The sequence below is a fragment of the Asanoa ferruginea genome (assembly GCF_003387075.1).
In the GTDB taxonomy this organism is placed as follows: Bacteria; Actinomycetota; Actinomycetes; order Mycobacteriales; family Micromonosporaceae; genus Asanoa; species Asanoa ferruginea.
This window is the reverse complement of sequence record NZ_QUMQ01000001.1, coordinates 4,032,408-4,056,530: the sequence shown is the minus strand read 5'-3', so window position 1 is coordinate 4,056,530 and position 24,123 is coordinate 4,032,408. Positions and strand designations below refer to the sequence as shown.

The following is a 24,123-nucleotide window of genomic DNA, read 5'->3' as shown; positions in this document are numbered from 1 at the left end:
CTTCATGGCACCATCTTCCCCCACCGGCGTGGGCGGCGAAGCCGCTCGCCGGACGCCACGCCGACGGTACCCCCTGGGGGCTCGGGGCGCCCTACCGGATCGGCGCAGGCCGAAACGTCACCCGAAGGGCCGTCTGGAACGGGCCCCAGAGGGACCGGATCGGGCGCGAAAAACGACATCGCAACGGCCCGGCCACGCCCGGATCAAGATCCGAACGAACCGGTCGATCCAGATCGGACCCAACGCCCCGGACCGTCCGAATCACGGCCCTCCGGACCACGATCTACGTCAACTTCCGAACCCGCCAAGGCTCCCGCCCGCCCAGCTGAAGAGCCCACGGAGGCAGTGACGCAAACCACGTCTCATCAGGGCCTCGGCGATCACCCGGCGCCAAAAGCCAAACCCGACCCCAGCTAACCCTGCTCGACCTCAGGATCAAGATCCACCAGGCCCAGCTCACCCTCAAGATCAACCGCAGGATCAAGATCAGGGACAACCTCACCGGCCAGCTTGGACGGATCCGTCAGCACCCGCGGCCGCCGGCTCCGCGGCGGCCGGGAGTCGCGCCCGGAAGCATTCGCCACGTTGATATAGGAGAACCGGTGCTCGGCACACGGCCCATGCTCGGTGAGGGCGGCGCTGTGCTCGGGAGTCACGTACCCCTTGTGTTCCGAAAACCCATAATCCGGAAACTGCCCGTCGAGCTCGACCATGATCCGATCCCGGGTCACCTTGGCCAGCACACTGGCGGCGGCCACGCAGGCGGCTACCCGGTCGCCCTTCCACACGGCGAGCCCGGGCACCCCCATCCCATCGAGGGGGAACCCGTCGGTCAGCACATACTCCGGCCCGACGGGCAGCGACGCCAGCGCGCGCCTCATCGCCAGCAGATTGCACACGTGCAGGCCGCGGGCATCGACCTCGGCCGCCGGGATGATCACCACCGAATAGGCCAGGGCCCGCTTCACGACCTGCTCGTAGATCCGTTCCCGGGCCAGCGGCGTCAGCAACTTCGAGTCGGCCAGGCCCTCGATCTCGCCGCGCTTGCCCTCGGGCAGCATCGCGGCCGCGGCGACCAGCGGGCCGGCACACGCGCCCCGCCCAGCCTCGTCGGCGCCGGCGACGTGCCGGAAACCGCGCCGCTGCAACGCCCGCTCGAGGGCATAGAGGCCACCCTCCCGGCGTACCACGGTGCGCGGTGGTGTCAGCACAACGGATCAGTCCTTCCCGAGCGCGCGACGCAACACGGTCGGCAACTCGTCGGGGTAGTACCGCTCCTTCGTACGCTCCAACTCGTCAATCGACCACCACCGGTGGTCGGTGATCGAGTCCCGCTCGACCTCGTTGAAACCAGCCGTGTCCACCGCCCACGACGGCACCCGCAGCAGAAAGAACTCCTGCTCCTGCCGATACCAGACGCCGTCGAACGGAAACTCCGTCGTCTCCTGGAACACCGGCCGGCCAAGATCCGCGGCCGCCCGCTCGAGCCCGGTCTCCTCAGCGAGTTCCCGCGCGGCGCCGGCCTGCGGCGACTCGCCTGGCGAAAGCCCACCGCCCGGCGTGAACCAGTAGTAATGCTCCCGCCGCCCCGGGTCGACCCCGTGAAACAGCAACACCCGCTCCGCGTCGTCGACCACCAACACGCGCGCGGCACGGCGCGGCCGGTACTCAGTCACCGAGCCAGCTTAGGCGCGAAGGATGAGACGCGAATCAGGCACCCATCAGAGCTTCCAAGATCTAAATTCAGGTTCATTTACGCGCGTCCGCGGTGGGCACGACCGCACGCTCCCGCGCGCAAACTCGCTTGCGCGTCGAGCCAGGTCCGCGAAACAAGGACCAACGGCCACCGGCCGCCGCCGGCGTCAGACCGCGGGAGCCGACCGCTCGCGACCCCGGGCCGGGCTGCACGAGGTGCTCGCCCAGCACGGCCGCGGGCCCACACGCAAAAGGGCCGGCTCCCAAGGGGAGCCGGCCCAGATCGCAAACCAGAAAGCTCAGCCCGAAGCCGGCGCCGGAACGGTGTCGAACGTGCTTGGCACCGAGAGCCACTTCGCCCGGCCAACCGGCCAGAACACCACGAACGCCCGCCCCACCACCGAATCCTCGGTGATCGTCGAGATCAGTGGGTCGCCGTCGCTCTGCTTCCAGTGCTCGAGCGAGTCGCCGGACGCGGCGCGGTGGTCGCCCATCACCCAGAGGCGGCCCTTCGGCACCGTGAAGTCGAACGGCTGGTCGGCCGCCGGGTCACTGATGCCGTTCTCGTTGAACAGGTAGGGCTCGTCGATCGAGTGCCCGTTGACCCGCAGCCGCTTCTGCTCGTCGCAGCATTCGACCCGGTCGCCGCCGACGGCGATGACCCGCTTGATGAAGTCTTCGTCGTCGAGGCCGCTGCGCCACTCGGAGGGCGCGCGGAACACGATGATCTCGCCGCGCTCGGGCGACCGGAAGTTATAAACGATCTTGTTGACCAGCACCCGGTCGTTGATGTCGAGGGTGTGCTCCATCGACGGCGACGGGATGTAGAAGGTCTGCAAGAGGAACGCCCGCACCAACACGGCGACGAGGATCGCGACGCCGAGCAGGATCGGCAGTTCTTTCCAGAAGGACGAGCTGCTGCTGCGCGGCGGCTTCTGGGGGGCCTGTTCCTCAATCACGGACGGAGCCTACGTTGCCGGTCTGGGAGTCCGCGTCGGGAACGCGCCAGAAAAAGGACGGACGCGAAGATTGGCATTGTGACGACAATGTCTCCCTTTCCAGGCACTGGGGACTCTTGCCCGGGCGGGGGCGTCCCAGCACCACCGCCCTCACCGCCACCGTCCGGCGGTGGAATTCCGTCGAACGTGTCGGGCACTGACAGGTTGGCCCACCGGTCCTGCGGCCAGACGACGACGAACGCGCGCCCGACCACGTTTTCCACCGGCACGGGACCCTGACACCGGGCGTCCTGCGATACCCCGCGGTGGTCGCCCATCACGAAGATCTGCCCGGGCGGCACGACGACTTCGGCGAACTGCCGGGACCGGCACTCACCGGGCACCGGCGGCACGTCGAGCGGCGAGTTGTCAAAAATATAGGGCTCGTCGAGCCCCTTACCGTTGACCATCACGCGACCCTGGTCGTCGCAACAGCTGATCCGGTCGCCGCCGACCGCGATCACCCGCTTGATGAAGTCTTTGGCGCCCGGCCGGGAGATGCCGACAAGGTCACCCATGGTGCGGCTGACCTTGCTGAGCACGCTCGTGTTGCCGTCGTCGACCGGCTGCGGCGCCCAGGCCTCGGGCCCACGGAACACGACGACTTCGCCGCGCTTCGGATCCCGTACGTCATAAACGATCTTATTGACCAGCACCCGGTCGCCGACGAGCAGCGTGTTCTCCATCGAGCCCGACGGGATGAAGAACGCCTGGAGCAGGAAGCTGCGGATCAACACGGCCAGGCAGAATGCCACGACCAGCAGCAACGGCAACTCTTGCCAGAGGGGCATCTGCACCTTGCGCCGCGGGAACCGGCGTCGCCGTTCCTGGCTGGTGTCTCGATCCACGCCGCGCCTCTCCCCAGGTCAGCCAAGAGCCCAACGCCGAGACGGATCCCGATCGAGAGGCCTCGTGGGCGTTAGCCTAACCGCACGAGGCCACGGCGCAGGAGGGCGAGTTTCAGCTGGGCTGCTTCTCGCGCTTCTCCTTGATCTTGGCCTTCTTGCCGCGCAGCTCACGCAGGTAGTAAAGCTTCGCCCGCCGCACGTCACCGCGCGTCACGACCTCGATCCGGTCGATCGCCGGGCTGTTGATCGGGTAGGTGCGCTCCACACCAACGGCGAAGCTCATCTTGCGGACGGTGAACGTCTCACGCAGACCGGCACCCTGGCGGCGAATGACCACGCCCTGGAAGATCTGCACACGGGAGCGGTTACCTTCAACGACTCGCGCGTGCACCTTGACGGTGTCACCGGCGCGGAAATCAGGAAGGTCGGTCCGCTGCGACTGGGCGTCGAGGGCGTCCAGGGTGTTCATCGCTATTCCTTCGACTATGACGGCACACCCTTTGGGGCGTGCGACGGGTGATCCTGATCTCCCACCACTCCAGAAGACCCTCGCAACCCACCACGGCGTGGCGGCTGCGGCAAGCAACCCCACTACTTTGCCATATCGACCCCCGCCACCGGAAATCACCCACCAACCCCAAAGACATGATCAAAATCCGGTCCCGGGTCCGCCGTGGGCACGACCGTCGCTCCCGCCGGAGACCGCTCCGCTTCGCTCCGCTGCCAGGTCCGCGGTTGGCGCCGCGCCAGCCAAACCTGGCACGCCGGCGAGCCCGACGACTGGCCGGAGTGATCTGGGGCGGCAGATCTGTCGAGTTGATCTCCGAAACTTACAGATCCGCCGCCCCAGACGGATCGCCCAGCGCCCACGGCGGGCCGCGGCTGGTTCGCGACCAGCAGGACCCGCCCGCGCCGGGCCACGGCGTCGACTTCTGCGTCGACGCGGCCCAGGCGCCTGCGTCGTTGCCTGCGTCGGCCTCGGCGTGGGCGTCCGCATCGGGGGCCCCGGCGCCCGCGCCGGCCACGGCGTCCGAGACGGCGTCGCCGTTGGCCTGCCGTCTGCGTCGGCTCGGCCTGGCGTCCGCATCAACGTGGTCTGCCCCTGCGTGGCGTCCACATCGGGGACCCCGGCGTCCGCGTCGGCCACGGCGTCCGCGTCGCCGTCGCCGTCGGCGTGCCGTCTGCGTCGGCTCGGCCTGGCGTCCGCATCAACGAGGCCCCGGGCGGTCTGCCCCTGCGTGGCGTCCGCGTCGGCCTGGCATGCCGCTCGGGGCGCTCTCGCCACGTGTTCCGGCCTCGTTAGCGCGCTGACCCCGCGGGGCACGCCGGCCACAGATCACCAGCCCCGACAGCGGGGCACCCCTCCCCCAGGTTCACGAACCCGCGCAACCTGACCCGCCGCGCCGCGGGCCTAGCGCCCGCGACTGGCGCCCCTTGCTCTGCACCCCTGTAGGAACCACCTCTAACCGTTAGGTGTTTCCTACAGGGGTGCAGAGCAAATGCTCGTGGCAACGGCCCGGACCCTTGCCGGAGCGGCGCGTTCGACCGGCAGCGCCGGGAACCACCCACCGCCCCTGCCGTGTGCGTCGTGGATTGGGCTTAGGTCCTTCGGGGCTTTGCCCCGGAGCCCCACCGGGGCGCTGCCCCGGACCCCGACCGAGCTGCGGGGACCCAGCCGGAGGTCCGGGGCGGGTCCCGTTGTCGGTCTTCGCAAGGGCATCAGGATCTTCGGGCGGTGACAAGGTCGTTCGTCCAGTTGGGCGCTCCACCTTGTCACCGCCCGAACATCCTGACCTTTGGGCTACGCCCGACAACGGGACCCGCCCCTCGGTTGAGGGTTGGCTTTTGGGCGGTCTCACAGACAAACGTCAGGCCCGAACCGGCTCGCGGCGCAGAAGGGCAGTGCGTTCAGGCGAGGTCGTCGAGGACGGCGCGGTCGGCCTTGTCCAGTTCCGGCGCCTCAGGGCCGCTGAGCATGTCGGGACGACGCGTTGCCGTGCGGCGCAAGGACTCGTCGCGGCGCCAGCGGGCGATTCGGCCGTGGTCGCCTGAGCGCAGGATGTCCGGCACCGCAAGGTCCCGCCACACCGGCGGCTTTGTGTAGACCGGCGCTTCGAGCAACCCAGCCGCGTGGGACTCCTCCGCCAGCGAGTCCGCGTTGCCCAGCACCCCGGGCAACAGCCGCACCACGGCCTCCATGATGACGAGGACCGCTACTTCGCCCCCGAAGAGTACGTAGTCGCCCAGCGACACCTCAGTCACCGGGAGCCGGCTCGAGGCGTGGTCCAAAACTCGCTGGTCGATTCCCTCGTAGCGGCCGCACGCGAAGATCAGATGTGACGCGTCCGCCAGCGAATGAGCCGTGCGTTGGGTGAAGGGCGCGCCTACCGGCGTCGGCACCACCAACCTTGATGACGGCGTGGCCAGCGCGTCCAGGGCTAGGCCCCACGGCTCCGGGCGCATCACCATGCCGGGACCGCCGCCGTAGGGCGTGTCGTCGACGGTGCGGTGGACGTCTGACGTCCATGTACGCAGGTCGTGCACGTCTACCGACAGCAAACCGGAAGCCTGCGCCTTGCCGATCAACGACAGCGACAGCGGCGACAGATATTCGGGGAAAATGGTGACTACGTCGACCCGCATCACAGGTCCAGCAGGCCCGCCGGTGCGTCGACCACGATCTTGCCGGCGGTCAGGTCTACCTCGGGCACGATCGCCTTCACGAACGGCACCAGGCCTGAGCGGCCGTCGGGCAGCGCGATGACCAGCAGGTCGGAAGACGGGGCGTGGTCGATCCGGGCGACGGTGCCGAGCACCTCGCCGCCGGGGCTCACCGCGGACAGGCCCACCAACTGGAGGTCGTGGAACTCGTCCGGGTCATCTGGCATATCCAACTCGTCGGAGTCGACGAGGAGCAGCACATTGCGCAGGTTCTCGACCAGGTCGCGCTCGTAGTAGCCGTCGAACAGCACCAACGGGCGGCCCTGGTGGAAGCGGACCTCTTCCACGGTCAGGGTCGACGGGACCACGGCCGCAGCGGTGGACGCCGCCGGGTCGGTGCGTAACACCGATCCGACGGCGAACCGCTGCTCGGGCTCGTCGGTTCGAACCTCGACGGTGACCTCACCACGAATGCCGTGAGGTCGGCCGATCCGGCCGACGACGAGGAGCATCAGTAGGCGTCGACGATGTCGACCCGGACGCCCCGCCCGCCGATCGACCCGATGACCTGGCGCAGCGCCTTGGCGGTGCGACCGCCACGGCCGATCACTGTGCCGAGGTCTTCCGGGTTGACACGCACTTCGAGCCGCTTGCCGCGGCGCGAGTCGACCAACCGGACGCGCACGTCGTCCGGGTGATCGACGATGCCCTTGACGAGGTGCTCCAGCGCGGGCCGGAGTGCCACGTCAGGCCTGCTCGCCTGAGTCCGCAACCGCCTGCTCCTCGGACTTGGGTGCTTCAGCCGCCGGCGTTTCGGCCTTCGGCTCCGCGGCCTTCGCCGCCTTCTTCGCGGCCTTGGTCGGCGCCGGCGCCTCGCTCAGACCGGCGGCGGCACGCGCCTCGACCTCGTAGGCCTCGCGCCGGTCGACGCGCGGGGCGGCGACAAGCAGCGGCGGCGGGGCCGGGAGGTTCTTGAACATCTGCCAGTCGCCGGTGCGCTCGAGGATCCGCTGCACAGCCTCGCTCGGCTGTGCACCCACCGACAGCCAGTACTGGACGCGGTCGGACTTGACCTCGATCAGCGACGGATCTTCCTTGGGGTGGTAGATGCCGACGTACTCGATCGCCCGGCCGTCACGCTTGGTGCGGGAGTCGGCGACGACGATGCGGTATTGCGGGTTGCGGATCTTGCCCATCCGCAGAAGCCGGATCTTTACGGCCACAGTCTGTTCGCTCCTGTTGCGATACGTGGGTGATCGGTCGGCCGACGCAGTGGGGTTTGAGCCGATGACCGTTCGTGGACTGGCGACGCACACGGGGTAGAGGGCGCCGGGTGCGTGCCGGATACCAACCAACCATTCTGCCAGACAGATTTAGGACGTATCCGCCGGGTCAGGAGAGGTGGGAAATCGTACGTGTCCCAGACCCGCCAGGAAACCGGTCAGACCGCCTGAGGACGGTCCCAACCGGGCGGGCGCTCAGCGGGGACCTGCCAGGTCGGATCGGGCCGCAGGTCGCACCAGGTGCCGTCGAACGGGAACTTGCCAGCCTCGATCAACTCGATGACCGCCAGCCCGTTCTCCCGGATCGTCGCCGCACCGGCCGCGTCCCAGTAGTGCCGGCTGCCGGTCTTGGCGGCGAGTTCGTCCTCGTCCTTCCACTGCCAGGAGCGGTCGGGGGCGACGACGATGTCGAGCGCGTGGTCAGCCGTGTCGATCCCGGCCACCCCGCCGTCGTCCCAGCGGCGGAACGGATCTTCGAGGTTCACGTACCAATTGTCGAAGTTGCCCTGCTCGTCGAAGAACCACCAGACCGACCAGGGCGAGCCGTCGGCCGGGTGGAACGGCATGACCGGCCCGCCGATCCAGGGCTGCGCGGTCAACTCCGTCGGCCCGAGTTCGTCGATCGTGCCGTCGTGGTGGGTGCGCCCGTCCGGCGTCATCAGCCGCCAGTAGGAGACCCCCGCCGGCTGCCAGATCCGCAGCCCCCGCTCGTCGTCGGCGACCACCACGTAGGAGCCGATCCAGCTGATCCGTCCACCGCGCCAATACCGCCGCAGCACCGTGCGGCCCGCCTCGAAACCCATGGGGACGCAGCCTACGGAGAAAGGCGCTCCGCGGCCGGCCGGTTCCAGCCAGCCGGCAGCGTCGTCGGCGTCTCCCAGGCCGGATCGGGCCGGAAGTCGGTCCAGGTGCCGTCGAACGGGAACTCCCCCGCCTCGATCCGCTTGACCATGCGCCAGCCCTCGTCACGGACGGCCGTCTCGTCGCGTACCCAGTAATGATCTGGAAAGGCCAGCCGCTCGGTGAACTCGTCTTCGTCTTTCCAGCGCCACGACAGGTCCGGGTCGACCACGATGTCGAGGTCCTGGTCGACCACGTCGATTCCGGCCAGGTCGCCGTCGTCCCAGCGGACGGCGCGCTCTTCGAGGTTGACATACCAGTTGGCGAAGTCACCCGAAGGCGTCCGGAACCACCAGACCGAATGGTCCGCGCCGGCCGGGTGAAACTTCAACACGCCCGGCCCGGCCCACGGGTGCTCCCGCAGCGCATAGGACAGGGTGATCCACTCGCCGAACGGCATCGACCGCATCCCGCGCCCGTCGGCGGAGACCTCCGAGGCGACCACGGTGCCGCGCTCGATCCAGACCAGCAGCCCGCGCTCGTCGTCGCTGACCACCCGGGCGGGGCGGACCCAGCCCAGGCGGTCGTGCCGGACGTTGCGGTGGACGATCAGGCGGCCGGGGGCGAACCCCATCAGTAGGAGCGGCCGAGGATCGCGACCAGGTCCGGCAGGTCCTGCGAGTCGGGCACCGAGCCGTCTTCGTGCACCAGGCAGCGCACGGTCACGCCCTGGCCGTTGGCCTCGGCCTCGCCCTCGACGCCGACCGCCGACCACGGCACCCGGGCCCAGCCGGTGGCCGTCGCCGCGATCGCGTCGGCCAAAGTGGACACCTCGACGGTGTGCGACTCGCGGAAGGCCAACGCCTGGTCGTACAACCGCTGCTGGTCCTCGTCGAGCGCGGCCAGCACCTGCCCGACCACGTCGGCGACCGGCACGGGGGTCTTGCTGCCGTCGAAGCGCCGCACGACGACGGCGTTGCCGGCGGTCAGGTCGCGGGGGCCGACCTCGACCCGCACCGGGTAGCCCTTGAGCTCGGCGTCGACCGCCCGCCGCCCGAACGCGGTGTCGACCCGGTCGTCGAGCGCGACCCGCACGCCGGCGTCGCGGAGCGCGTCACGCAGCTTGGTCGCGGCGGCCGTCACGCCGTCGCCGTCCTTGACGACCATCACGTACGCCTGGATCGGGGCAAGTCGCGGCGGCACCCGCAGCCCGTTGTCGTCGCCGTGACTCATGATCAGGCCGCCGATCATCCGGGTCGACGTGCCCCAGGAGGTCGTCCAGGCGTGCTCGACGCCGCCGCTCGCCGCGGAGTAGGTGATGTCGAACGCCTTGGCGAAGTTCTGCCCGAGCTCGTGCGAGGTGCCCATCTGCAGCGCCTTGCCGTCGCCCATCATGCCTTCGAGCGTGTAGGTGCTGGTCGCGCCCGCGAACCGCTCGCGGTTGGTCTTGCGCCCGACCACCACCGGGATGCCGAGGACGCCGACCATGAAGTCCTCGTACACCTCGTGCAGGATCTTGCGCGCGTAGTCATGCGCGTCGGCGTCGGTGGCGTGCGCGGTGTGCCCCTCCTGCCACAGGAACTCGCTGGTCCGCAGGAAGATCCGCGGCCGCAGCTCCCAGCGCACGACGTTGGCCCACTGGTTGAGCAGCAGCGGCAGGTCGCGGTAGGAGTCGACCCACTTGGCCATGAACTCGCCGATCACGGTCTCACTGGTCGGCCGCACGATGACCGGCTCGGCCAGCGGCTTGCCACCACCGTGGGTGACGACCGCGAGCTCGGGCGAGAAGCCTTCGACGTGGTCAGCCTCGCGCTTGAGGTAACTCTCGGGGATGAACAGCGGGAAGTAGGCGTTCTCGGCTCCCGCGATCTTGATCCGCGCGTCCATCTCGGCCTGCATGCGCTCCCAGATGGCGTACCCGGCCGGTCGGATCACCATCGTCCCGCGCACCGGCCCGTTGTCGGCGAGCTGCGCCTTGGCGATCAGATCCTGGTACCAGCGGGGAAAATCCTCCGCACGGGGAGTAAGCACGCGAGCCATAACCGGGAATCCTAGCGAGGCGGGATTCCCGTCTATCGGGCGGCCAATTCATTTGCGCACGTCCGCGGTGGGCACGAAACCGGGCGGGCCCCACAAGGGGGCCAGCCCTGCCGGGTCCGCGGTGGGCCCCAAATAACCCGTAAACTCTATTTATGACCGATTCCGCCGCACTCGACACCGCTGAACGACTGCTCGGCCAACCGCTGGTGCTGCCGCTGGGCCCGGGCGAGCCGGAGGTCGGCGCCGAGTTCCGGCGGTTGGCCACCGAGCACACCTTCGGTGACTCGTGGAGCCGGCCGGGTCTCGACGACCGCAGCCGCGCGCTGATCTCGGTGACCATCGCGGCGACGCTGGGCACCCAGGAGCCGTTGCGCGGCCAGTTGCGGATCGCCCTGCGGAGCGGCGTGGCCAAGGCCGAGATCGTGGAACTCTTCATCCACCTGGAGGCCTACGCGGGGGCCGCCCGCGCCTTCGACAGTTACCAAACGGCCCTGGCCGTCTTCGCCGAACACCCCGACACCTGATTGGCCCGCCCAGGCTGGCGCGCCTTCGCCGGTTGGCGAGCGCAGCGCGTCGCGAGACGCCGCGATCTGCCACAGCGGCGTCTCCGCCGCGCCACGGCGATCGCCCTCGGGGCGGCGCGGCGGCCCGGGCCGCCTACCGCGCGCGCCGCTTCAGCGGACGACGCGCCCCCGCAGGACGATGCGCTTCGGCGCCCGGACCACGCGCAGGTCCGCGCGCGGGTCGGCCTCGTAGACGACGAGATCGGCCAGCCCACCCTCGACCAGGCCCGGGAAGCCGAGCCAGTCGCGCGCCGCCCAGGACGCCGCCGCGAGCACGTCGACTGCCGGCATGCCAGCCCGCTCGTGCAGCATCAGCATCTCGTCGGCGCAGGCGCCGTGCGGGATCGCCCCGCCCGCGTCGGTGCCGACCCGGATCGGCACGCCCGCCTCGTAGGCCGCGCGCACCACGTCCGGGAAGCCGGCGTGGAGGGCGCGCATGTGGGAGGCGTACCCGGGAAACTTGCCCTCCGCCCTGGCCGCGATGTCGGCGAACGTCTCGATATTGATCATCGTGGGCACCAACACCGTGCCGCGGCGGGCCATCTCGTCGAGGTCTTCGAGCGACAACCCCGTGCCGTGCTCGACCGAGTCGACACCCGCGTGCACCAATGTGGACACCGCGGCCTCGCCGAACGTGTGCACGGCCACCCGGGCGCCGGCGGCGTGCGCCGCGTCGATCGCGGCGGCCAGCACGTCGGGCTCGAACGTCGGGCCGAGATCAGCGACCGACCGGTCGAGCCAGTCACCGACCAGCTTCACCCAACCGTTGCCGGCCCGGGCCTGCTCGGCCGCCGCGACCGGCAACTCCTCGGGCGAGCACTCGATCGGGATGCCCTTGAGGTGGGTCTTCGGCGCGGCCAGGTGCCGCCCGGCCCGCGACAGCCGCGGCATGTCGGGATGGTCGTCGAGCTCCGGGTAGGGAAACGGCGAGCCCGCGTCGCGGATCGCCAGCGTGCCGGCGTCGCGGTCGACGACGGCGGCGGCCAGCGCCTGGTCGACGGTGGAGATCGGGGCGCCGCCGGCCGCGATGCCGATGTGGCAGTGCGCGTCGACCAGGCCGGGCAGCACGAACCCGCCGTCGCTGATCGTCTCCGCACCGGCCACTGGCTCGAACGTGACCCGGTCGCCGACCAGCCAGAGGTCGCGGGTGGTGTCGTCGGGGAGCAGCACGCCGCGGACGTGCAGCGGGGTCAGCTCACGCACAGCTCGTTGCCCTCCGGGTCGGCGAGCGTGACCCAGCTGTGCGGGCCCTGCCGCGCGTCATGCAGGTGGGTGGCGCCCTTGCTGATCAGCCGGGCCACGACGGCGTCGCGGTCGTCGCCGGTGCGCACGTCGAGGTGCACCCGGTTCTTCACCGTCTTGGGCTCGGGCACCTCCTGGAAGAGCAGGCGCGGCGCCCGCTCCAGCCCCTCGGGATGGCGGATCGCCGCACCGCTCTTCCAGACCAGCGCGCCCCGGTGCCGGGTGGTCTCGGCCTCGGTGGCGTGCCCCTGCTCGATCATCTTCCGGATGAAGGCCTCGTCCTGGGCCTCGACCGTCCACCCGAGCGCGTCAGCCCACCACTCGGCAAGCACATGCGGCTCGGCGCAGTCGACCGTCACCTGAAACTCGTAAGCCATCCGGCGATCCTAAGCGGGCCCACCGACAATGGCCGCCGTCAGCGGAGCCGGATGCGCTCCAGAATGGCGGCCCGCCGGGCACTGAGCTGGGGTAGGTCGATGGTGATCGGCCACGGTGCGTCGACGGAGAACACGCCGGTCGTGTGGTTGCTGATCTCGTAGCTGCGCTTGGAGGGCCCGAGCACCATCTCGGTCAGCGAGATCTCCGGGCGGTTCTGGTCGACCACCCAGTAGGCAGGCAGGCCCGCGTCGGCGTAGACACGGGCCTTCTCCACCATGTCGCGAAACTCGGAATGCTCCGACACGAGCTCGACGGCCAGCACGGCGTCTTCGACGGGCACCGGAGTGCGGCCGTAATGCTCGATGCGGATGCCGACCAGATCCGGTCGTGGCTCGTTGCGGCGGTTGATCCGCAACGACTGGTCGGTGCTGACGAGGAAGTCGGGCGGGCAGGCAGCGCGGAGCGCGAAGCCGATCTCGAACGCGAGATCCTGGTGTGCGGGGACAGGGGACGGCACGATCAACCTTCCGTTGATCAGTTCGTAGCGGAGGTCCCTGGGCAGTTCGCCAAGGTCCTCGACCGTCCACTCCTGCCGCGAGGGCAGGGTCGGTGCCGCGGACATAGGCTCCTCCTCGGTGTGGTCGCCCGTCACCCTAGGTGCTCCTATGATCGCCCGCTGTCCCGAACGTGCCTACTGCTCGTTGCCTTCCTGCTTCCGCAGCTTGTTGAAGTCGATCTTCGGTAGCTTGAAGCCCGGCGGCAGCCCCTGCGCCCCGTCGCCACCCTGCAACGCCGACGGGTCGAAGCCCGGCGGCAGGCCCGGCATCCCACCCGGCATGCCGCCCGGAAAGCCAGCACCGGGACGCGGGCGCGAGCCGCCCTTCGTACCCTTGCGCTTGTTCTTCGGGCTCTTCGTCGCCTTGCGCCGGGACCCGGGCAGACCCATCATCCCGCCCATCTGCTTCATCATCTTCTGCGCCTCGACGAAGCGGTTGAGCAGTTGGTTGACGTCCATCACCGTGACCCCGGAGCCGTTGGCGATGCGGGCCCGCCGCGAGCCGTTGATGATCTTCGGGTTGACCCGCTCCCCCGGCGTCATCGAGCGGATGATCGCGGTGACCCGGTCGAAGTGCTTGTCGTCGAGATCGGCCAACTGGTCCTTGACCTGGCCCATGCCCGGCATCATGGCCAGCACGTTGGCGATCGGACCCATCCGCCGCATCGCGATCATCTGCTCGAGGAAGTCTTCGAGCGTGAACTGCTCGCCGCCCATCAGCTTGGCGGTCATCTTCTCTTTCTGATCGGCGTCGAAGGCCTGCTCGGCCTGCTCGATCAGCGTGAGAACGTCGCCCATGCCGAGGATCCGGCTCGCCATCCGATCGGGGTGGAAGATGTCGAAATCTTCCAGCTTCTCGCCGGTCGACGCGAACAGGATCGGCTGCCCGGTCACCTCGCGCACCGACAGCGCCGCACCACCGCGGGCGTCACCGTCGAGCTTGGACAGCACAACGCCGCTGATGCCGACGCCGTCGCGGAACGCCTGCGCGGTGTTGACCGCGTCCTGGCCGACCATCGCGTCGACGACGAACAGCACCTCGTCGGGGTCGACCGCGTCACGGATGTTGGCGGCCTGCGCCATCATCTCGGCGTCGACACCCAGCCGGCCGGCGGTGTCGACGATGACCACGTCGCGCGCGACCCGCTTGGCGTGCTCGATCGACGCCCGCGCCACGTCGACGGGGTCGCCCACCCCGTTGCCCGGCTCGGGCGCGAAGACCTCGACCCCGGCCCGCTCACCGAGCACCTGAAGCTGGGTGACCGCGTTGGGCCGCTGGAGGTCGGCGGCGACGAGCAGCGGCTGGTGGCCCTGCCCCTTGAGGAAGCGCGCCAGCTTGCCGGCGAGCGTCGTCTTACCGGAACCCTGGAGACCGGCCAGCATGATAACGGTCGGCGGCTGCTTGGCGAGCTGAAGCCGCCGGGTGTCACCACCCAACACGTTGACCAGCTCTTCGTGCACGATCTTGACGACCTGCTGTGCCGGGTTGAGCGCCTGGGAGACCTCGGCACCGCGCGCCCGCTCCTTGATCCGCGCGATGAACGCCCGGACGACGGGCAACGCGACATCGGCCTCGAGCAGCGCCAGCCGGATCTCCCGCGCCGTCGCATCGATGTCGGCGTCGGTAAGCCGCCCCTTGCCACGGAGCTTGGTGAAGATCCCGTTGAGGCGGTCGCTCAGGGTGTCGAACACGTAAACATCCCGTTTGTCATAGTTCCAAGGGCGAAGCAGGCCGGAAGGACCCCCGTTAGGGTATCCGGCCAACCCCGCAACGGCCGCTCCGCCAGCCGCCCAACCAACATCCGAAGCCAACCCGTGAGTCAAACCCACACCTCTGGCCCGGGCGCGCGGTGGGCGCGACCGTCGCTCCCGCCGGGGACCGCTCGCTGACGCGTCGCTTGCCAGGTCCGCCGCCGGTCCCTCTTACCCCTTGATCAACCCGCCGGCCGCCTGGCCACGGATGGGTGGTCGCCGTCTGCGCGGGGCCGTGGATTGTCGGTGGGTTCGGTTAGCCTCTGGCGATGACGGTGATGGATTGGTTGCTCGATTCCGACCCTGCCGTGCGATGGCAGGCAATGCGTGATCTTGGCGGTGCGCCGGCCGACACGGTGGCCGCGGAGCGGGCCCGGGTGGCCCGCGAAGGCTGGGGTGCCCGGCTGCTCGCGCTCCAGGATGCCGGCGGCGGTTGGGCCGGCGGGGCGTGCTTCCCGGGCGGTGGCTACCGGCACACCGGCCCCGACCACGAGCCGCCGCCCAACGGCGAAGACGGCCAGCCCTGGGTCTCCACCCTCCCGACGCTCGACGTGCTGGTCGAGCTCGGCGTCGACCCCAACGACGAGCAGGTCCAGAAGGCCGTCACGGCCGCCGGCGACAACGTCAAGTGGGAGCACGACTCCCAGGCGTTCTTCGACGGTGAGGTCGAGGCCTGCATCAACGGCCGCACCGTGCGCATCGGCGCCTACTTCGGCCAACCCGTCGACGGCATCGTCGAGCGGTTGCTGCGCGAGCAATACCCCGACGGCGGCTGGAACTGCGAGCTCGAAAGGGGCTCCAAGGTCTCATCCTTCGCCAGCACGATCAACGTGCTCGATGGCCTGCTCACCTACCAGCAGGCAGGCGGCACACACGACGTGTCAGCCGCCCGCCTCCGAGGCGAGGAATACCTCCTCGAGCGATCCCTCTTCCGCCGCAAATCCACCGGCGCGGTGGTCGACGAAGACTGGCTGGGCTTCTCCTTCCCGTTCCGCTGGCACTACGACGTGCTCCGCGCCCTCGACTACTTCCGCGCCACCGGCGAGAAGCCGGCCCCAAGGATCAAGGAGGCCGTCGAGCTGGTCGAGTCGAAGCGCCAGCCAGACGGCACCTGGCTACTCGAAAACACCCACCCCGGCCTGGTCTTCTTCTCCCTGGAAGCCGGCGACGGCCAGCCCAGCCGCTGGAACACGCTGCGCGCCCTCCGCGTGCTCGCGTGGGCTCAGAGCGCGACCAACCCCGACTGATAGGCGAAGACCACCAACTGCGCCCGATCCCGAGCGCCCAACTTGATCATCGCCCGGCTGACGTGGGTGCGGGCAGTCGCAGGCGAGACCACCAACCGCGAAGCGATCTCCTCATTGGACAGACCCTCACCGACCAACCCGACGATCTCCCGCTCCCGGTCGGTCAGGGTCCCAAGCTGCGGATGCGGCCGAAGCGTCCGCGACGGCCGGGTGGAGAACTCCCGCACCACCCGGCGGGTCACCGACGGCGACAACAGCGCCTCGCCAGCCGCCACGAGCCGGATCGCCCGCAACAGTTCGGCCGGCTTGGTGTCCTTGGTGAGGAACCCACTGGCGCCGTGCCGCAACGCGTCAAAGACATACTCGTCAAGCTCGAAGGTCGTCAGCACGATCACGCGGGTCCGTTCCAGCCCGGGGTCAGCGACGATCCGCCGCGTGGCCTCGATCCCGTCGATGCCAGGCATCCGCACGTCCATGAGCACGATCTCCGGCGCCGTGGCTGCCGCACGGGCGACCACTTCCAGACCGTCGGCGGCCTCACCGACCACCCGCATCCCGTCTTCACTCTCGACGAGCGACCGCAGCCCGATCCGCACCAGATCCTGATCGTCAGCGATCAGCACACCGATCTCGTCCGCCACGGTCCCACCATCCCCCATCGTCGCCCGACACCACCGCCACCCGGGACGCCCGCACCAGCCACCATCGTCCCCGGACACCACCGAACACCAACGCCACCCGGCACGCCCGCACCAGCCACCATCGCCGCCCACCTCGACGGGCACCGATGTCCGTCGCAGCCGCCGGCGCCGATCCCGTCGGGCACGGTCTCACCCTCAGCCATCGCCGTCCGGCAGCACTCGCCGGGCGAGTCTCACCAACCCGCGTCCTCGTCCGACGCCGGAGGCAAGACCGGCAGTTCCGCGTGCACCCGCCACCCCGCACCGCCGGGGCGCGGGCCAGCCGACAGCGTCCCGCCGAGGGCGGTTACCCGCTCGCGCATCCCGGACAGCCCATGCCCGGGCGCCGCCACGGGCCCGGCACCGCCCCGCCCGGTGTCGGTCACCTCGACCACCACCGACTCGGCGGTATAGGTGACCACCACGGCCGCAGTCGCGGCACCGGCGTGCCGCAACACGTTGGTCAACGACTCCTGCACCACCCGGTAGGCGGCCAGGTCCACCGCCAGCGGCAGCTCCACCGCATCGCCGACCACCGCGAGCTGCACCGGCAGCCCCGACTCGGCCAGCCGGTCGCGCAGCGCCGGCAACTGGGCTAGGCCCGGCGCGGGCGCCCGCTCGCCGCGCTGGCGGAGCACCCCCAGCGTGACCCGCAGCTCGTCGAGCGCCGCCTTGCTGCTGCGGCTGATCCGGGTCAGCGCGGCCTCCGCCTCCTCCGGCTTGCGAGGCAGCAGGTGCAGCGCGATCTCGGCCTGCATGTTGATCGCCGCGAGCCCGTGCCCGACCACGTCGTGCACCTCCTGCGCGACCCGCAGCCGCTCGTCGTCGGCGATCCGCCGGGCCTCGTCGGCCCGCGAGCGCTGCACCGCCTCCCGGCTCACCCGCACCGTCACCCCGATCGCGAACGGCACCGCCACGAACGCAGCCGACGGCAGCAGGCCGTTGAAGTGCGTGTTGGTGAAGTCGCTGATGGGGAAGAAAGCATGCAACGCCATGAGTACGAACGCCGCCGCGCCCGCCCAGGCCGCCTGGCGCAACGTCAACCCCACGGCCACCGTGTAGATGACCACCGCGAAGCTGATCAGGATCGGCCCATAGGGATAACCGATGATGAGGTACGCGGCCGTCAGCCCCGCCACCACCGCCAGCGTCGGCAACGGCCAGCGCCGGCGGGTGATCGTCGCCGCCGCGGCGGCCAGGATCAGCGCGTAGCCGAGCACGTCGAGGTGGGTCCGCAGGGCGCCGGTGGCCTCCTGGTTCTCCTGCGCGAAGTGCGAGCCGAACCCGCCGATGAGCAGCAGAAACGCCGTGACGAGCCCGTCGACCAGCCAGCGACGCAGGCGGGCAGACGAGCTCATCACGGCCTCCACGAGTTAGAGAATGTCACGGCGGCGCAGGACCACCGTGCCGAGCGCGACGAAACCGACCAGGTAGGCCCCGACCACCAGCGCCGCCGGTCCGCCGCCCATCAGCGAGTCGACGCCCGGCGTTCCGCTGGGCGCGCCGAGCGCCGCCACCAGCGCACCGGCACCCGGCCCGGGCAGGCCGCGCTGCGCCGAGTCGACCCACGGCAGCAGCGGCGCGGCCAGCGCCGAGATCAGGTTCTGCACGGCCAGCATCCAGACCAGGCCGAGCCCGACCGCGAGCGCGACGCCGCGCAGCAGGATGCCCAGCACCGCGCCGAACGCCGTCCACATCGTCGCGATCAACCAGCCCGCACCGATGCCGCGGAGGATGTCGAACGCCGACGGGAACGCCATCGACTGGTTCTCGGCGGCCGCGATCAGCACGCTCGCCAGGGAGCCCATCGCGAAGATCGCCAGGACGAAGCCGAGCGCCGCCACGGCGAGTACGCCGAACTTGCCGGCCAGCACGGTGCTCCGCGACGGTCCCTGGGTGAGCACGGTCTTCCAGGCGCCCCAGCCATACTCGCCGCCGACGAACAGCACGCCGAGCACGACCAGCAGGGCGCCGAGGAAGACCGGGTAGCCGCCCAGCGTGTTGCCCACGACGTTGGCCGGCAGGGTCGCGGCGAGGCCGCGGTCGGCGGTGGGCCCAGCGGTGCCGGTGGTCGCACCGAGGTAGGGGATGACATAGGCGAACAGCGCACCGAGCACCAGCGCGATGCCGAGCAGCAGCCACGTCGCGGGGCGCTTGTTGAGCTTGATCAGCTCCGCGCGGAAACTACCGACCATTGCTCTCGCCTCCGGTCAGCTCGAGGAAGACCTGTTCAAGATCGCGTTCACGGGTACGCAGTTCGCTGACCGAGATCCCCGCCTTGACCAGCGACTCGTTGAGCTCGGCGGCCCGCGCTGGCTCGACCGTCACGTCGAGCGCGCCGTCGACCACCGACACCGCGCCCGCACCCAGCACCAACCGCAGCCAGGCGGCCGCGTTGTCCAGCGGCGCCGCCTGGATCCGCAGCCCGGCCTCGCTGCGCATCTCGGCGACGGTGTTCTCGGCGACCAGCGCGCCGCGCGCGATGATGCCGACCCGGTCGCAGATCTGCTCGACCTCGCCGAGCAGGTGGCTGGAGATCAGCACCGTCGATCCGGCCGCCCCGAGTCGGCGGATCAGCGTGCGCATGTCGGCCATGCCGGCCGGGTCCAGGCCGTTGGTCGGCTCGTCGAGTATCAGCAACTGCGGGTCCTTGAGCAGGGCCGCGGCCACGCCGAGGCGCTGCTTCATGCCCAGCGAGTAGGTGCCGAACTTGTGCTTGGCCCGCCCGCCCAGGTCGACCAGGTCGAGCACCACGTCGATCCGCCGGTCGTCGACGCCGGCGTAGCGGGCCAGCACCCGCAGGTTGTCGCGCCCGCTCAGGTAGGGGTAGAACGCCGGGCCCTCGATCATCGCGCCCACGCCGCTCAGGTCGCCGGGCGGCTTGCCGTGCAGGAGCACCCGACCGCTGCTCGGCCTGATCAGCCCGAGCAGCATCCGCAGCGTGGTGGTCTTCCCGGCGCCGTTGGGGCCCAGGAAGCCGTAGACCTCGCCGGCCCGTACGGTCAGGTCAAGATCTTGGACGGCGACCACCTCGCCGTACCGTTTCGTCAGCTTTTCGCACACCACCGGTTCCATGCCCCATACGCTGCCCGGCGCGCAGGAAAAGGGCGTCCGAGCCAAAGCGGCACCCCGCATACGCCCGGCTACGTAGAAAACGGACTAGGACTGCGCCGCGCTCAGCACAGCGGCCTCGACCGCCTGCTCCCCCGCGCCGGTGCCGACCAGATAGAACGCGTCGACCACGTCGCCGCCGAGGGTGGAGATCCGGGCCGCCCGCACGGCCGCACCGGCCTCGTCGAGCGCCGCCGCCACCCGGTAGAGCAGCGCCGGCGAGTCGGCCGCCCGCAGTTCGAGCACGACCGCGTCGGTCGCCGCCTCCCGGTGCCAGACGACCCGTGGCGGCGCACCGGACCCGGCCGACCGGCCACCGCGGCCGCGCAGCCGCTGGGTCACCGACACGTCACCGGTCACCGCACGGCGCAGGTCGGCTGACAGCGCGATCGGATCGGGCGCCGCGCCGAACCGCGGCTGCACCAGAAACTCGACCAGCGCCCGACCCTCCACGGTGGACACGTCGGCGCCGAGCACGTCGAGGCGGTGCAGCGCCAGGCACCCGGCCACCGCGGCGAGCAGCCCGCGCCGGTCGGCCGCGGCCACCGCGACCCGGTCACCCTCCAGGTGGATGGCCGGCAGCGGCCCCGCCACCAACCCGGGGTCGGGGGTCGGCAGCGCCGGCAGCACCCCGGTGTCGAGCGCGGTGTGGGTGCGGCGGACCAACTCGGCGATCAGCCGGCCCTTCCAGTCTGACCAGGCGGCCGGGCCGGTCGCGTGTGCGTCGGCGCGGGCCAGGCCGTGCAGCAGGTCGAGCGTGGTGGCATCGCCCACGGCCGCAGCGACCCCGGCGATGGTCTTCGGGTCGGAGAGGTCGCGCCGGGTGGCCACCTCGGGGAGCAGCAGATGCAGCCGGACCAGCTTCTCGATCACCTCGACGTCGGCCGGCGGCAGCCCGATCCGGCCGGCGACAGCCGCCGCGACCGGCGCGCCGACCGTGCTGTGGTCGCCCGGCAGGCCCTTGCCGACGTCGTGCAGGAACGCGGCGAGCAGCAGCAGGTCAGGCCGGTCGACCTCGCGGGTGAAGCCGGTCGCCTCGGCCGCCGCCTGCACCAGGTGACGGTCCAAAGTGAACTTGTGCACCGGGTTGTGCTGCGGCAGGCTGCGCATCCGGGCCCACTCCGGCAGCCAGCCGTCGACCAGCCCGTATCGGTCGCAGGTTTCCCAGACCGGCACCAGACCGGGTCCGGAGCCGAGCAGGGTGATCAGGGCGGCCCGCGCGGCCGGCGGCCAGGGCGCGGGCAGCGGTGGGCAGTAGGCCGCGAGCCACTCGCAGGTCGCCCGGGAGATCGGCAGCCGGGTGGTCGCGGCGGCCGCGGCGACCCGCAGTGACAGGGCCGGGTCGGGGCGGGCGCCGATCGCGGTGCGGGCCAGCACGAGCTCGCCGTCCTGCTCGACCACGTCACGGGCGACCGGGCGGCGGACCGGCTTGCCGTCGGCGCCGCGCCGGCGGATCACCCGGACCCGGTCGGCGGCCCGCCAGGCGTCGTCGAGGGCGTTGGCGACCGTACGCGCGTCGCTGGCCACCCGCCGCAACAGCGCGTCACCGTCGTCGAGGCCCAACAACCGGGCCACGGCCGCGCGCTCCTGCGCCACCAACCGGTCGACCCGCCGGCCGACCGTGACGTGCAGGGCGTCGCGGGTGTCGAGCAGCCGCAGGTGTGCGGCCCGGACGGCCGGGCGCAGCGCGTCGGTGACGCCGGAGCGCGCGATGCCGCGCAGCACGCCGACGTCGCGCAGCCCGCCGGCCGCCTCCTTGAGGTCGCCTTCCAGCAGGAACGCCAGCTCGCCGTGTGCCTCCCAGCGGGCCGTGGTGACCGCCCGCAGCGCCGGCAACTGGCGGATCGCCGTGCGCCGCCACTGGTCGGCCGCGGCATCGGCGAGTTGAGCGGCCAGGGCCGGGTCGCCGGCCACGTGCCGGGCGTCGAGCAGGCCGAGCGCGACCTTGACGTCGTCGTGCGCGACCGACAGCGCCTCGGGCAGGGTGCGCACCGAGTGGTCGAGGCCGAGCCGGGCATCCCAGATCGGATACCAGAGCGAGGCGGCCAACTCGTCCATGCCCGGCACGCCGGCGTGCAGCAGCACCAGGTCGAGATCGCCGAAGGGAGCGCACTCGCGCCGGCCGAGCCCGCCGACCGCGACCAACGCCACCCCCGAGGTGCCACTCGGGAACAGCGAGCGCAGCCACGCGTCGAGCGTGTCGGCCCGCGCCGCCCGGAAAGGCCCGCCGATGCCTTCCCGAACGGCGACCGGAACGACCAGAGGATCGGCGCCGGCGGCGTCCGCCCGCGTCGATCCCCTGGTCATCGTCTTACTCTCAGAGCGCGTCGAGGCCGCGCTCGCCGGTGCGGACCCGGACGACGTCTTCGACCGGCGTCACCCAGACCTTGCCGTCACCGATCTTGCCCGTGCGTGCCGCCGTGACCACCGCGTCGACCACCTTGTCGACGTCGATCTCGTCGGTCAGCACCTCGATCCGGATCTTCGGAAGGAACTCCACCGTGTATTCGGCACCCCGGTAGACCTCGGTGTGCCCCTTCTGCCTGCCGTAGCCCTGCACCTCGCTCACGGTCAGCCCGGCCACGCCAAGGGCGTGCAGGGCTTCCTTGACCGCATCCAGCTGGTAGGGCTTGATGACCGCGGTCACCAGCTTCATATCCAACCCCTCCATCGCTAGATAACTTAGCCAGAGACCTTTTCGCTGACAGGTTTCTCATCTGGTGCGCTGCTGTCCGACTTCGCCGAGTTGGTGATCCCGGCGAGTTGGAACGCACCGGCGCTGCCACCGGCCGTCGACAGGTCGTAGCCCGACTCGGCGTGCTCGGCAACGTCGATGCCCTCGAGCTCGGCCTCCGGCGAGGTGCGCAGACCGATCGTCTTCTTGACCACCCACGCGATGCCCATGGCGACCACCAGCGAGTAGACCGTCACGATCAGGCTACCGAGGAACTGGCGGCCGAGCTGCGTCGCACCGCCGCCGTAGAAGATGCCCTCGTTGGCGCCGAGCACGTCGCCGATCGCGGAGTTGACCTGCGTGGTGGCGAAGAAGCCGATCGACAGGGAGCCGATCCAACCACCGACGAAGTGAACGCCGACCACGTCGAGCGAGTCGTCGAAGCCCAGCTTGTATTTCAGGCTCACGGCCAGCGCGCAGACCGCACCGGCGATGGCGCCGACGATGACGGCCGGGATCGGCGCGATGAAGCCACAGGCCGGGGTGATCGCGACCAGACCGGCGATGGCACCGGAGGACGCACCGACCAGGGTCGGCTTACCGCCCCGGATCCACTCGACGATGATCCAGCCGAGCACACCGGCCGCCGTGGCGACCTGGGTGTTGAGGAACGCGACGGCGGTCGTGCCGTCGACGGTCAGCTCGGAGCCGGCGTTGAACCCGAACCAGCCGAACCACAGCAGGCCGGCGCCGAGGGCGACCAGCGGCACGTTGTGGGGCTTGGTGCTCTCCCGTGGCCACCCGATCCGCTTTCCGAGGACCAGCACCAGGCCGAGCGCGGCCGCACCGGCGTTGATGTGGACCGCGGTGCCACCGGCGAAGTCGAGCGCGTGGATCTTGGCGCCGATGAAACCGCCACCCCACACCCAGTGGGCGACGGGGATGTAGACCAGCGTGAACCAGGCGCCGGCGAACAGCAGCCAGCCGGCGAACTTCATCCGGTCGGATGCCGCGCCGCTGATCAGCGCCACGGTGATGATGGCGAACATCATCTGGAAGACGAGGAACACGTACACCGGGATCCCGGTCGTGCCCCAGATGTCACCGAGGAAGTTCGTCTCGGTGCCGAGGTACTGGGTGAAGCTGCCGAGGATGTTGTTGACCCCGGAGTTGCCGTTGGATCCGAATGACAGAGTGAAGCCGTAGATGACCCAAAGAACTGAGATGAGCCCGATGGAGCTGAAGCTCATCATCATCATGTTCAGTACGCCCTTGGACCGGTTGAGGCCGCCGTAGAACAGCGCCAAACCCGGTGTCATGAGCAGCACCAGCGCGGACGACAAAAGTAGCCAGGCGGTGTTCCCGGTGTCGATATCCACGCGCTGCCTCCTCTCGGTAGGTTCCTCCCTCCGGCAGGCAGAGCAGCGTCGCCCGATTGCCGGTTGGGCGGAAGCTTCCAAGGCGGCTGTTTCACGAAAGGTCGCGCAGCGGTTACCGGTGCGTGACGGGTTGTTTCGTACGTGTGAAGAAACCCGCACAGTCAACCCATCGGACG

At 70.3% G+C, this 24,123-nt stretch carries 25 protein-coding genes; 2 read left to right on the top strand and 23 right to left on the bottom strand.

The features are described 5' to 3' along the window. Positions 1 to 413: 413 nt before the first annotated feature. From DFJ67_RS19015 to proS, 12 genes are all read right to left on the bottom strand, one after another. On the bottom strand, positions 414 to 1,211 hold the full coding sequence (locus tag DFJ67_RS19015; protein WP_116069214.1) for a ribonuclease HII: 798 nt from the start codon (positions 1,209 to 1,211) through the stop codon (positions 414 to 416). Between the two features lie 6 nt (positions 1,212 to 1,217). Then, complete coding sequence (locus DFJ67_RS19010) at positions 1,218 to 1,676, bottom strand: NUDIX hydrolase (RefSeq protein WP_116069213.1); 459 nt, start codon at positions 1,674 to 1,676, stop codon at positions 1,218 to 1,220. Between the two features lie 318 nt (positions 1,677 to 1,994). Further along, entirely contained in the window at positions 1,995 to 2,654 is a 660-nt protein-coding gene (gene lepB / locus DFJ67_RS19005; RefSeq protein WP_116069212.1) for a signal peptidase I, read from the bottom strand. Beyond that, the gene (lepB, locus tag DFJ67_RS19000) at positions 2,651 to 3,484 is read right to left on the bottom strand and encodes a signal peptidase I (protein ID WP_116076394.1); all 834 of its coding nucleotides are present in this window, start codon (positions 3,482 to 3,484) and stop codon (positions 2,651 to 2,653) included. Before lepB (DFJ67_RS19000) ends, lepB (DFJ67_RS19005) begins: the two co-directional genes overlap by 4 nt. 169 nt (positions 3,485 to 3,653) lie before the next feature. Continuing rightward, the gene (gene rplS, locus DFJ67_RS18995) at positions 3,654 to 4,010 is read right to left on the bottom strand and encodes a 50S ribosomal protein L19 (RefSeq protein WP_116069211.1); all 357 of its coding nucleotides are present in this window, start codon (positions 4,008 to 4,010) and stop codon (positions 3,654 to 3,656) included. A gap of 1,439 nt (positions 4,011 to 5,449) precedes the next feature. Then, positions 5,450 to 6,184, bottom strand: a complete 735-nt coding sequence (gene trmD / locus DFJ67_RS18985; RefSeq protein ID WP_116076392.1) for a tRNA (guanosine(37)-N1)-methyltransferase TrmD — start codon at positions 6,182 to 6,184, stop codon at positions 5,450 to 5,452. Next, positions 6,184 to 6,714 carry a ribosome maturation factor RimM gene (gene rimM / locus DFJ67_RS18980; RefSeq protein ID WP_116069210.1) on the bottom strand — a complete coding sequence of 177 codons (531 nt, stop codon included), beginning with the start codon at positions 6,712 to 6,714 and terminating at the stop codon, positions 6,184 to 6,186. Before rimM ends, trmD begins: the two co-directional genes overlap by 1 nt. Then, positions 6,714 to 6,974: an RNA-binding protein gene (locus DFJ67_RS18975; protein WP_203784186.1), complete on the bottom strand. Its 261-nt coding sequence runs from the start codon at positions 6,972 to 6,974 to the stop codon at positions 6,714 to 6,716. The genes rimM and DFJ67_RS18975 overlap by 1 nt, the downstream gene beginning before the upstream one ends. Next, positions 6,949 to 7,425, bottom strand: a complete 477-nt coding sequence (gene rpsP, locus DFJ67_RS18970) for a 30S ribosomal protein S16 (RefSeq protein WP_116069209.1) — start codon at positions 7,423 to 7,425, stop codon at positions 6,949 to 6,951. Before rpsP ends, DFJ67_RS18975 begins: the two co-directional genes overlap by 26 nt. 218 nt (positions 7,426 to 7,643) lie before the next feature. Next, positions 7,644 to 8,288 (bottom strand): ribonuclease FAU-1 family protein, encoded by a 645-nt coding sequence (locus DFJ67_RS18965; protein ID WP_116069208.1) that lies wholly within the window; start codon positions 8,286 to 8,288, stop codon positions 7,644 to 7,646. An 11-nt stretch (positions 8,289 to 8,299) separates the two neighbouring features. Then, positions 8,300 to 8,959: a ribonuclease FAU-1 family protein gene (locus tag DFJ67_RS18960; protein WP_116069207.1), complete on the bottom strand. Its 660-nt coding sequence runs from the start codon at positions 8,957 to 8,959 to the stop codon at positions 8,300 to 8,302. After that, positions 8,959 to 10,365, bottom strand: coding sequence for a proline--tRNA ligase (proS, locus tag DFJ67_RS18955; protein WP_116069206.1), 1,407 nt, complete (start codon positions 10,363 to 10,365; stop codon positions 8,959 to 8,961). Before proS ends, DFJ67_RS18960 begins: the two co-directional genes overlap by 1 nt. A 152-nt stretch (positions 10,366 to 10,517) precedes the next feature. Between proS and DFJ67_RS18950 the strand changes: the two genes are divergently transcribed. Next, positions 10,518 to 10,889, top strand: a complete 372-nt coding sequence (locus DFJ67_RS18950; RefSeq protein WP_116069205.1) for a carboxymuconolactone decarboxylase family protein — start codon at positions 10,518 to 10,520, stop codon at positions 10,887 to 10,889. Positions 10,890 to 11,039: 150 nt separating this feature from the next. On the opposite strand, the gene DFJ67_RS18945 is transcribed toward DFJ67_RS18950, so the two are convergent. The 4 genes from DFJ67_RS18945 to ffh form a co-directional block, all read right to left on the bottom strand. Continuing rightward, positions 11,040 to 12,122: an amidohydrolase family protein gene (locus DFJ67_RS18945; protein ID WP_239097506.1), complete on the bottom strand. Its 1,083-nt coding sequence runs from the start codon at positions 12,120 to 12,122 to the stop codon at positions 11,040 to 11,042. Continuing rightward, entirely contained in the window at positions 12,119 to 12,547 is a 429-nt protein-coding gene (locus DFJ67_RS18940) for a VOC family protein (RefSeq protein ID WP_116069204.1), read from the bottom strand. Before DFJ67_RS18940 ends, DFJ67_RS18945 begins: the two co-directional genes overlap by 4 nt. A gap of 38 nt (positions 12,548 to 12,585) precedes the next feature. Continuing rightward, positions 12,586 to 13,170: a Uma2 family endonuclease gene (locus DFJ67_RS18935; protein ID WP_116076389.1), complete on the bottom strand. Its 585-nt coding sequence runs from the start codon at positions 13,168 to 13,170 to the stop codon at positions 12,586 to 12,588. Positions 13,171 to 13,239: 69 nt separating this feature from the next. Continuing rightward, on the bottom strand, positions 13,240 to 14,796 hold the full coding sequence (gene ffh, locus DFJ67_RS18930; RefSeq protein ID WP_116069203.1) for a signal recognition particle protein: 1,557 nt from the start codon (positions 14,794 to 14,796) through the stop codon (positions 13,240 to 13,242). A gap of 329 nt (positions 14,797 to 15,125) precedes the next feature. Here ffh and DFJ67_RS18925 point away from each other — a divergent pair, with 329 nt between their 5' ends. Next, on the top strand, positions 15,126 to 16,103 hold the full coding sequence (locus DFJ67_RS18925) for a prenyltransferase/squalene oxidase repeat-containing protein (protein WP_116069202.1): 978 nt from the start codon (positions 15,126 to 15,128) through the stop codon (positions 16,101 to 16,103). Here DFJ67_RS18925 and DFJ67_RS18920 read toward each other — a convergent pair. From DFJ67_RS18920 to DFJ67_RS18890, 7 genes are all read right to left on the bottom strand, one after another. Further along, positions 16,079 to 16,744: a response regulator transcription factor gene (locus tag DFJ67_RS18920; protein ID WP_239097503.1), complete on the bottom strand. Its 666-nt coding sequence runs from the start codon at positions 16,742 to 16,744 to the stop codon at positions 16,079 to 16,081. The genes DFJ67_RS18925 and DFJ67_RS18920 overlap by 25 nt on opposite strands. A 233-nt stretch (positions 16,745 to 16,977) precedes the next feature. Further along, a complete protein-coding gene (locus DFJ67_RS18915) occupies positions 16,978 to 18,141 on the bottom strand; it encodes a sensor histidine kinase (protein WP_116076387.1) in 1,164 nt (387 codons plus the stop codon). A gap of 15 nt (positions 18,142 to 18,156) precedes the next feature. Beyond that, positions 18,157 to 18,978: an ABC transporter permease gene (locus DFJ67_RS18910; protein ID WP_116069200.1), complete on the bottom strand. Its 822-nt coding sequence runs from the start codon at positions 18,976 to 18,978 to the stop codon at positions 18,157 to 18,159. Continuing rightward, positions 18,968 to 19,858, bottom strand: a complete 891-nt coding sequence (locus tag DFJ67_RS18905; RefSeq protein WP_116069199.1) for an ABC transporter ATP-binding protein — start codon at positions 19,856 to 19,858, stop codon at positions 18,968 to 18,970. The genes DFJ67_RS18910 and DFJ67_RS18905 overlap by 11 nt, the downstream gene beginning before the upstream one ends. An 84-nt stretch (positions 19,859 to 19,942) precedes the next feature. Further along, on the bottom strand, positions 19,943 to 22,201 hold the full coding sequence (locus DFJ67_RS18900; protein ID WP_116069198.1) for a [protein-PII] uridylyltransferase: 2,259 nt from the start codon (positions 22,199 to 22,201) through the stop codon (positions 19,943 to 19,945). A 10-nt stretch (positions 22,202 to 22,211) separates the two neighbouring features. Beyond that, positions 22,212 to 22,550 (bottom strand): P-II family nitrogen regulator, encoded by a 339-nt coding sequence (locus DFJ67_RS18895; RefSeq protein WP_170216208.1) that lies wholly within the window; start codon positions 22,548 to 22,550, stop codon positions 22,212 to 22,214. Positions 22,551 to 22,576: 26 nt separating this feature from the next. Continuing rightward, on the bottom strand, positions 22,577 to 23,947 hold the full coding sequence (locus DFJ67_RS18890) for an ammonium transporter (protein ID WP_116069196.1): 1,371 nt from the start codon (positions 23,945 to 23,947) through the stop codon (positions 22,577 to 22,579). Positions 23,948 to 24,123: the final 176 nt, after the last annotated feature.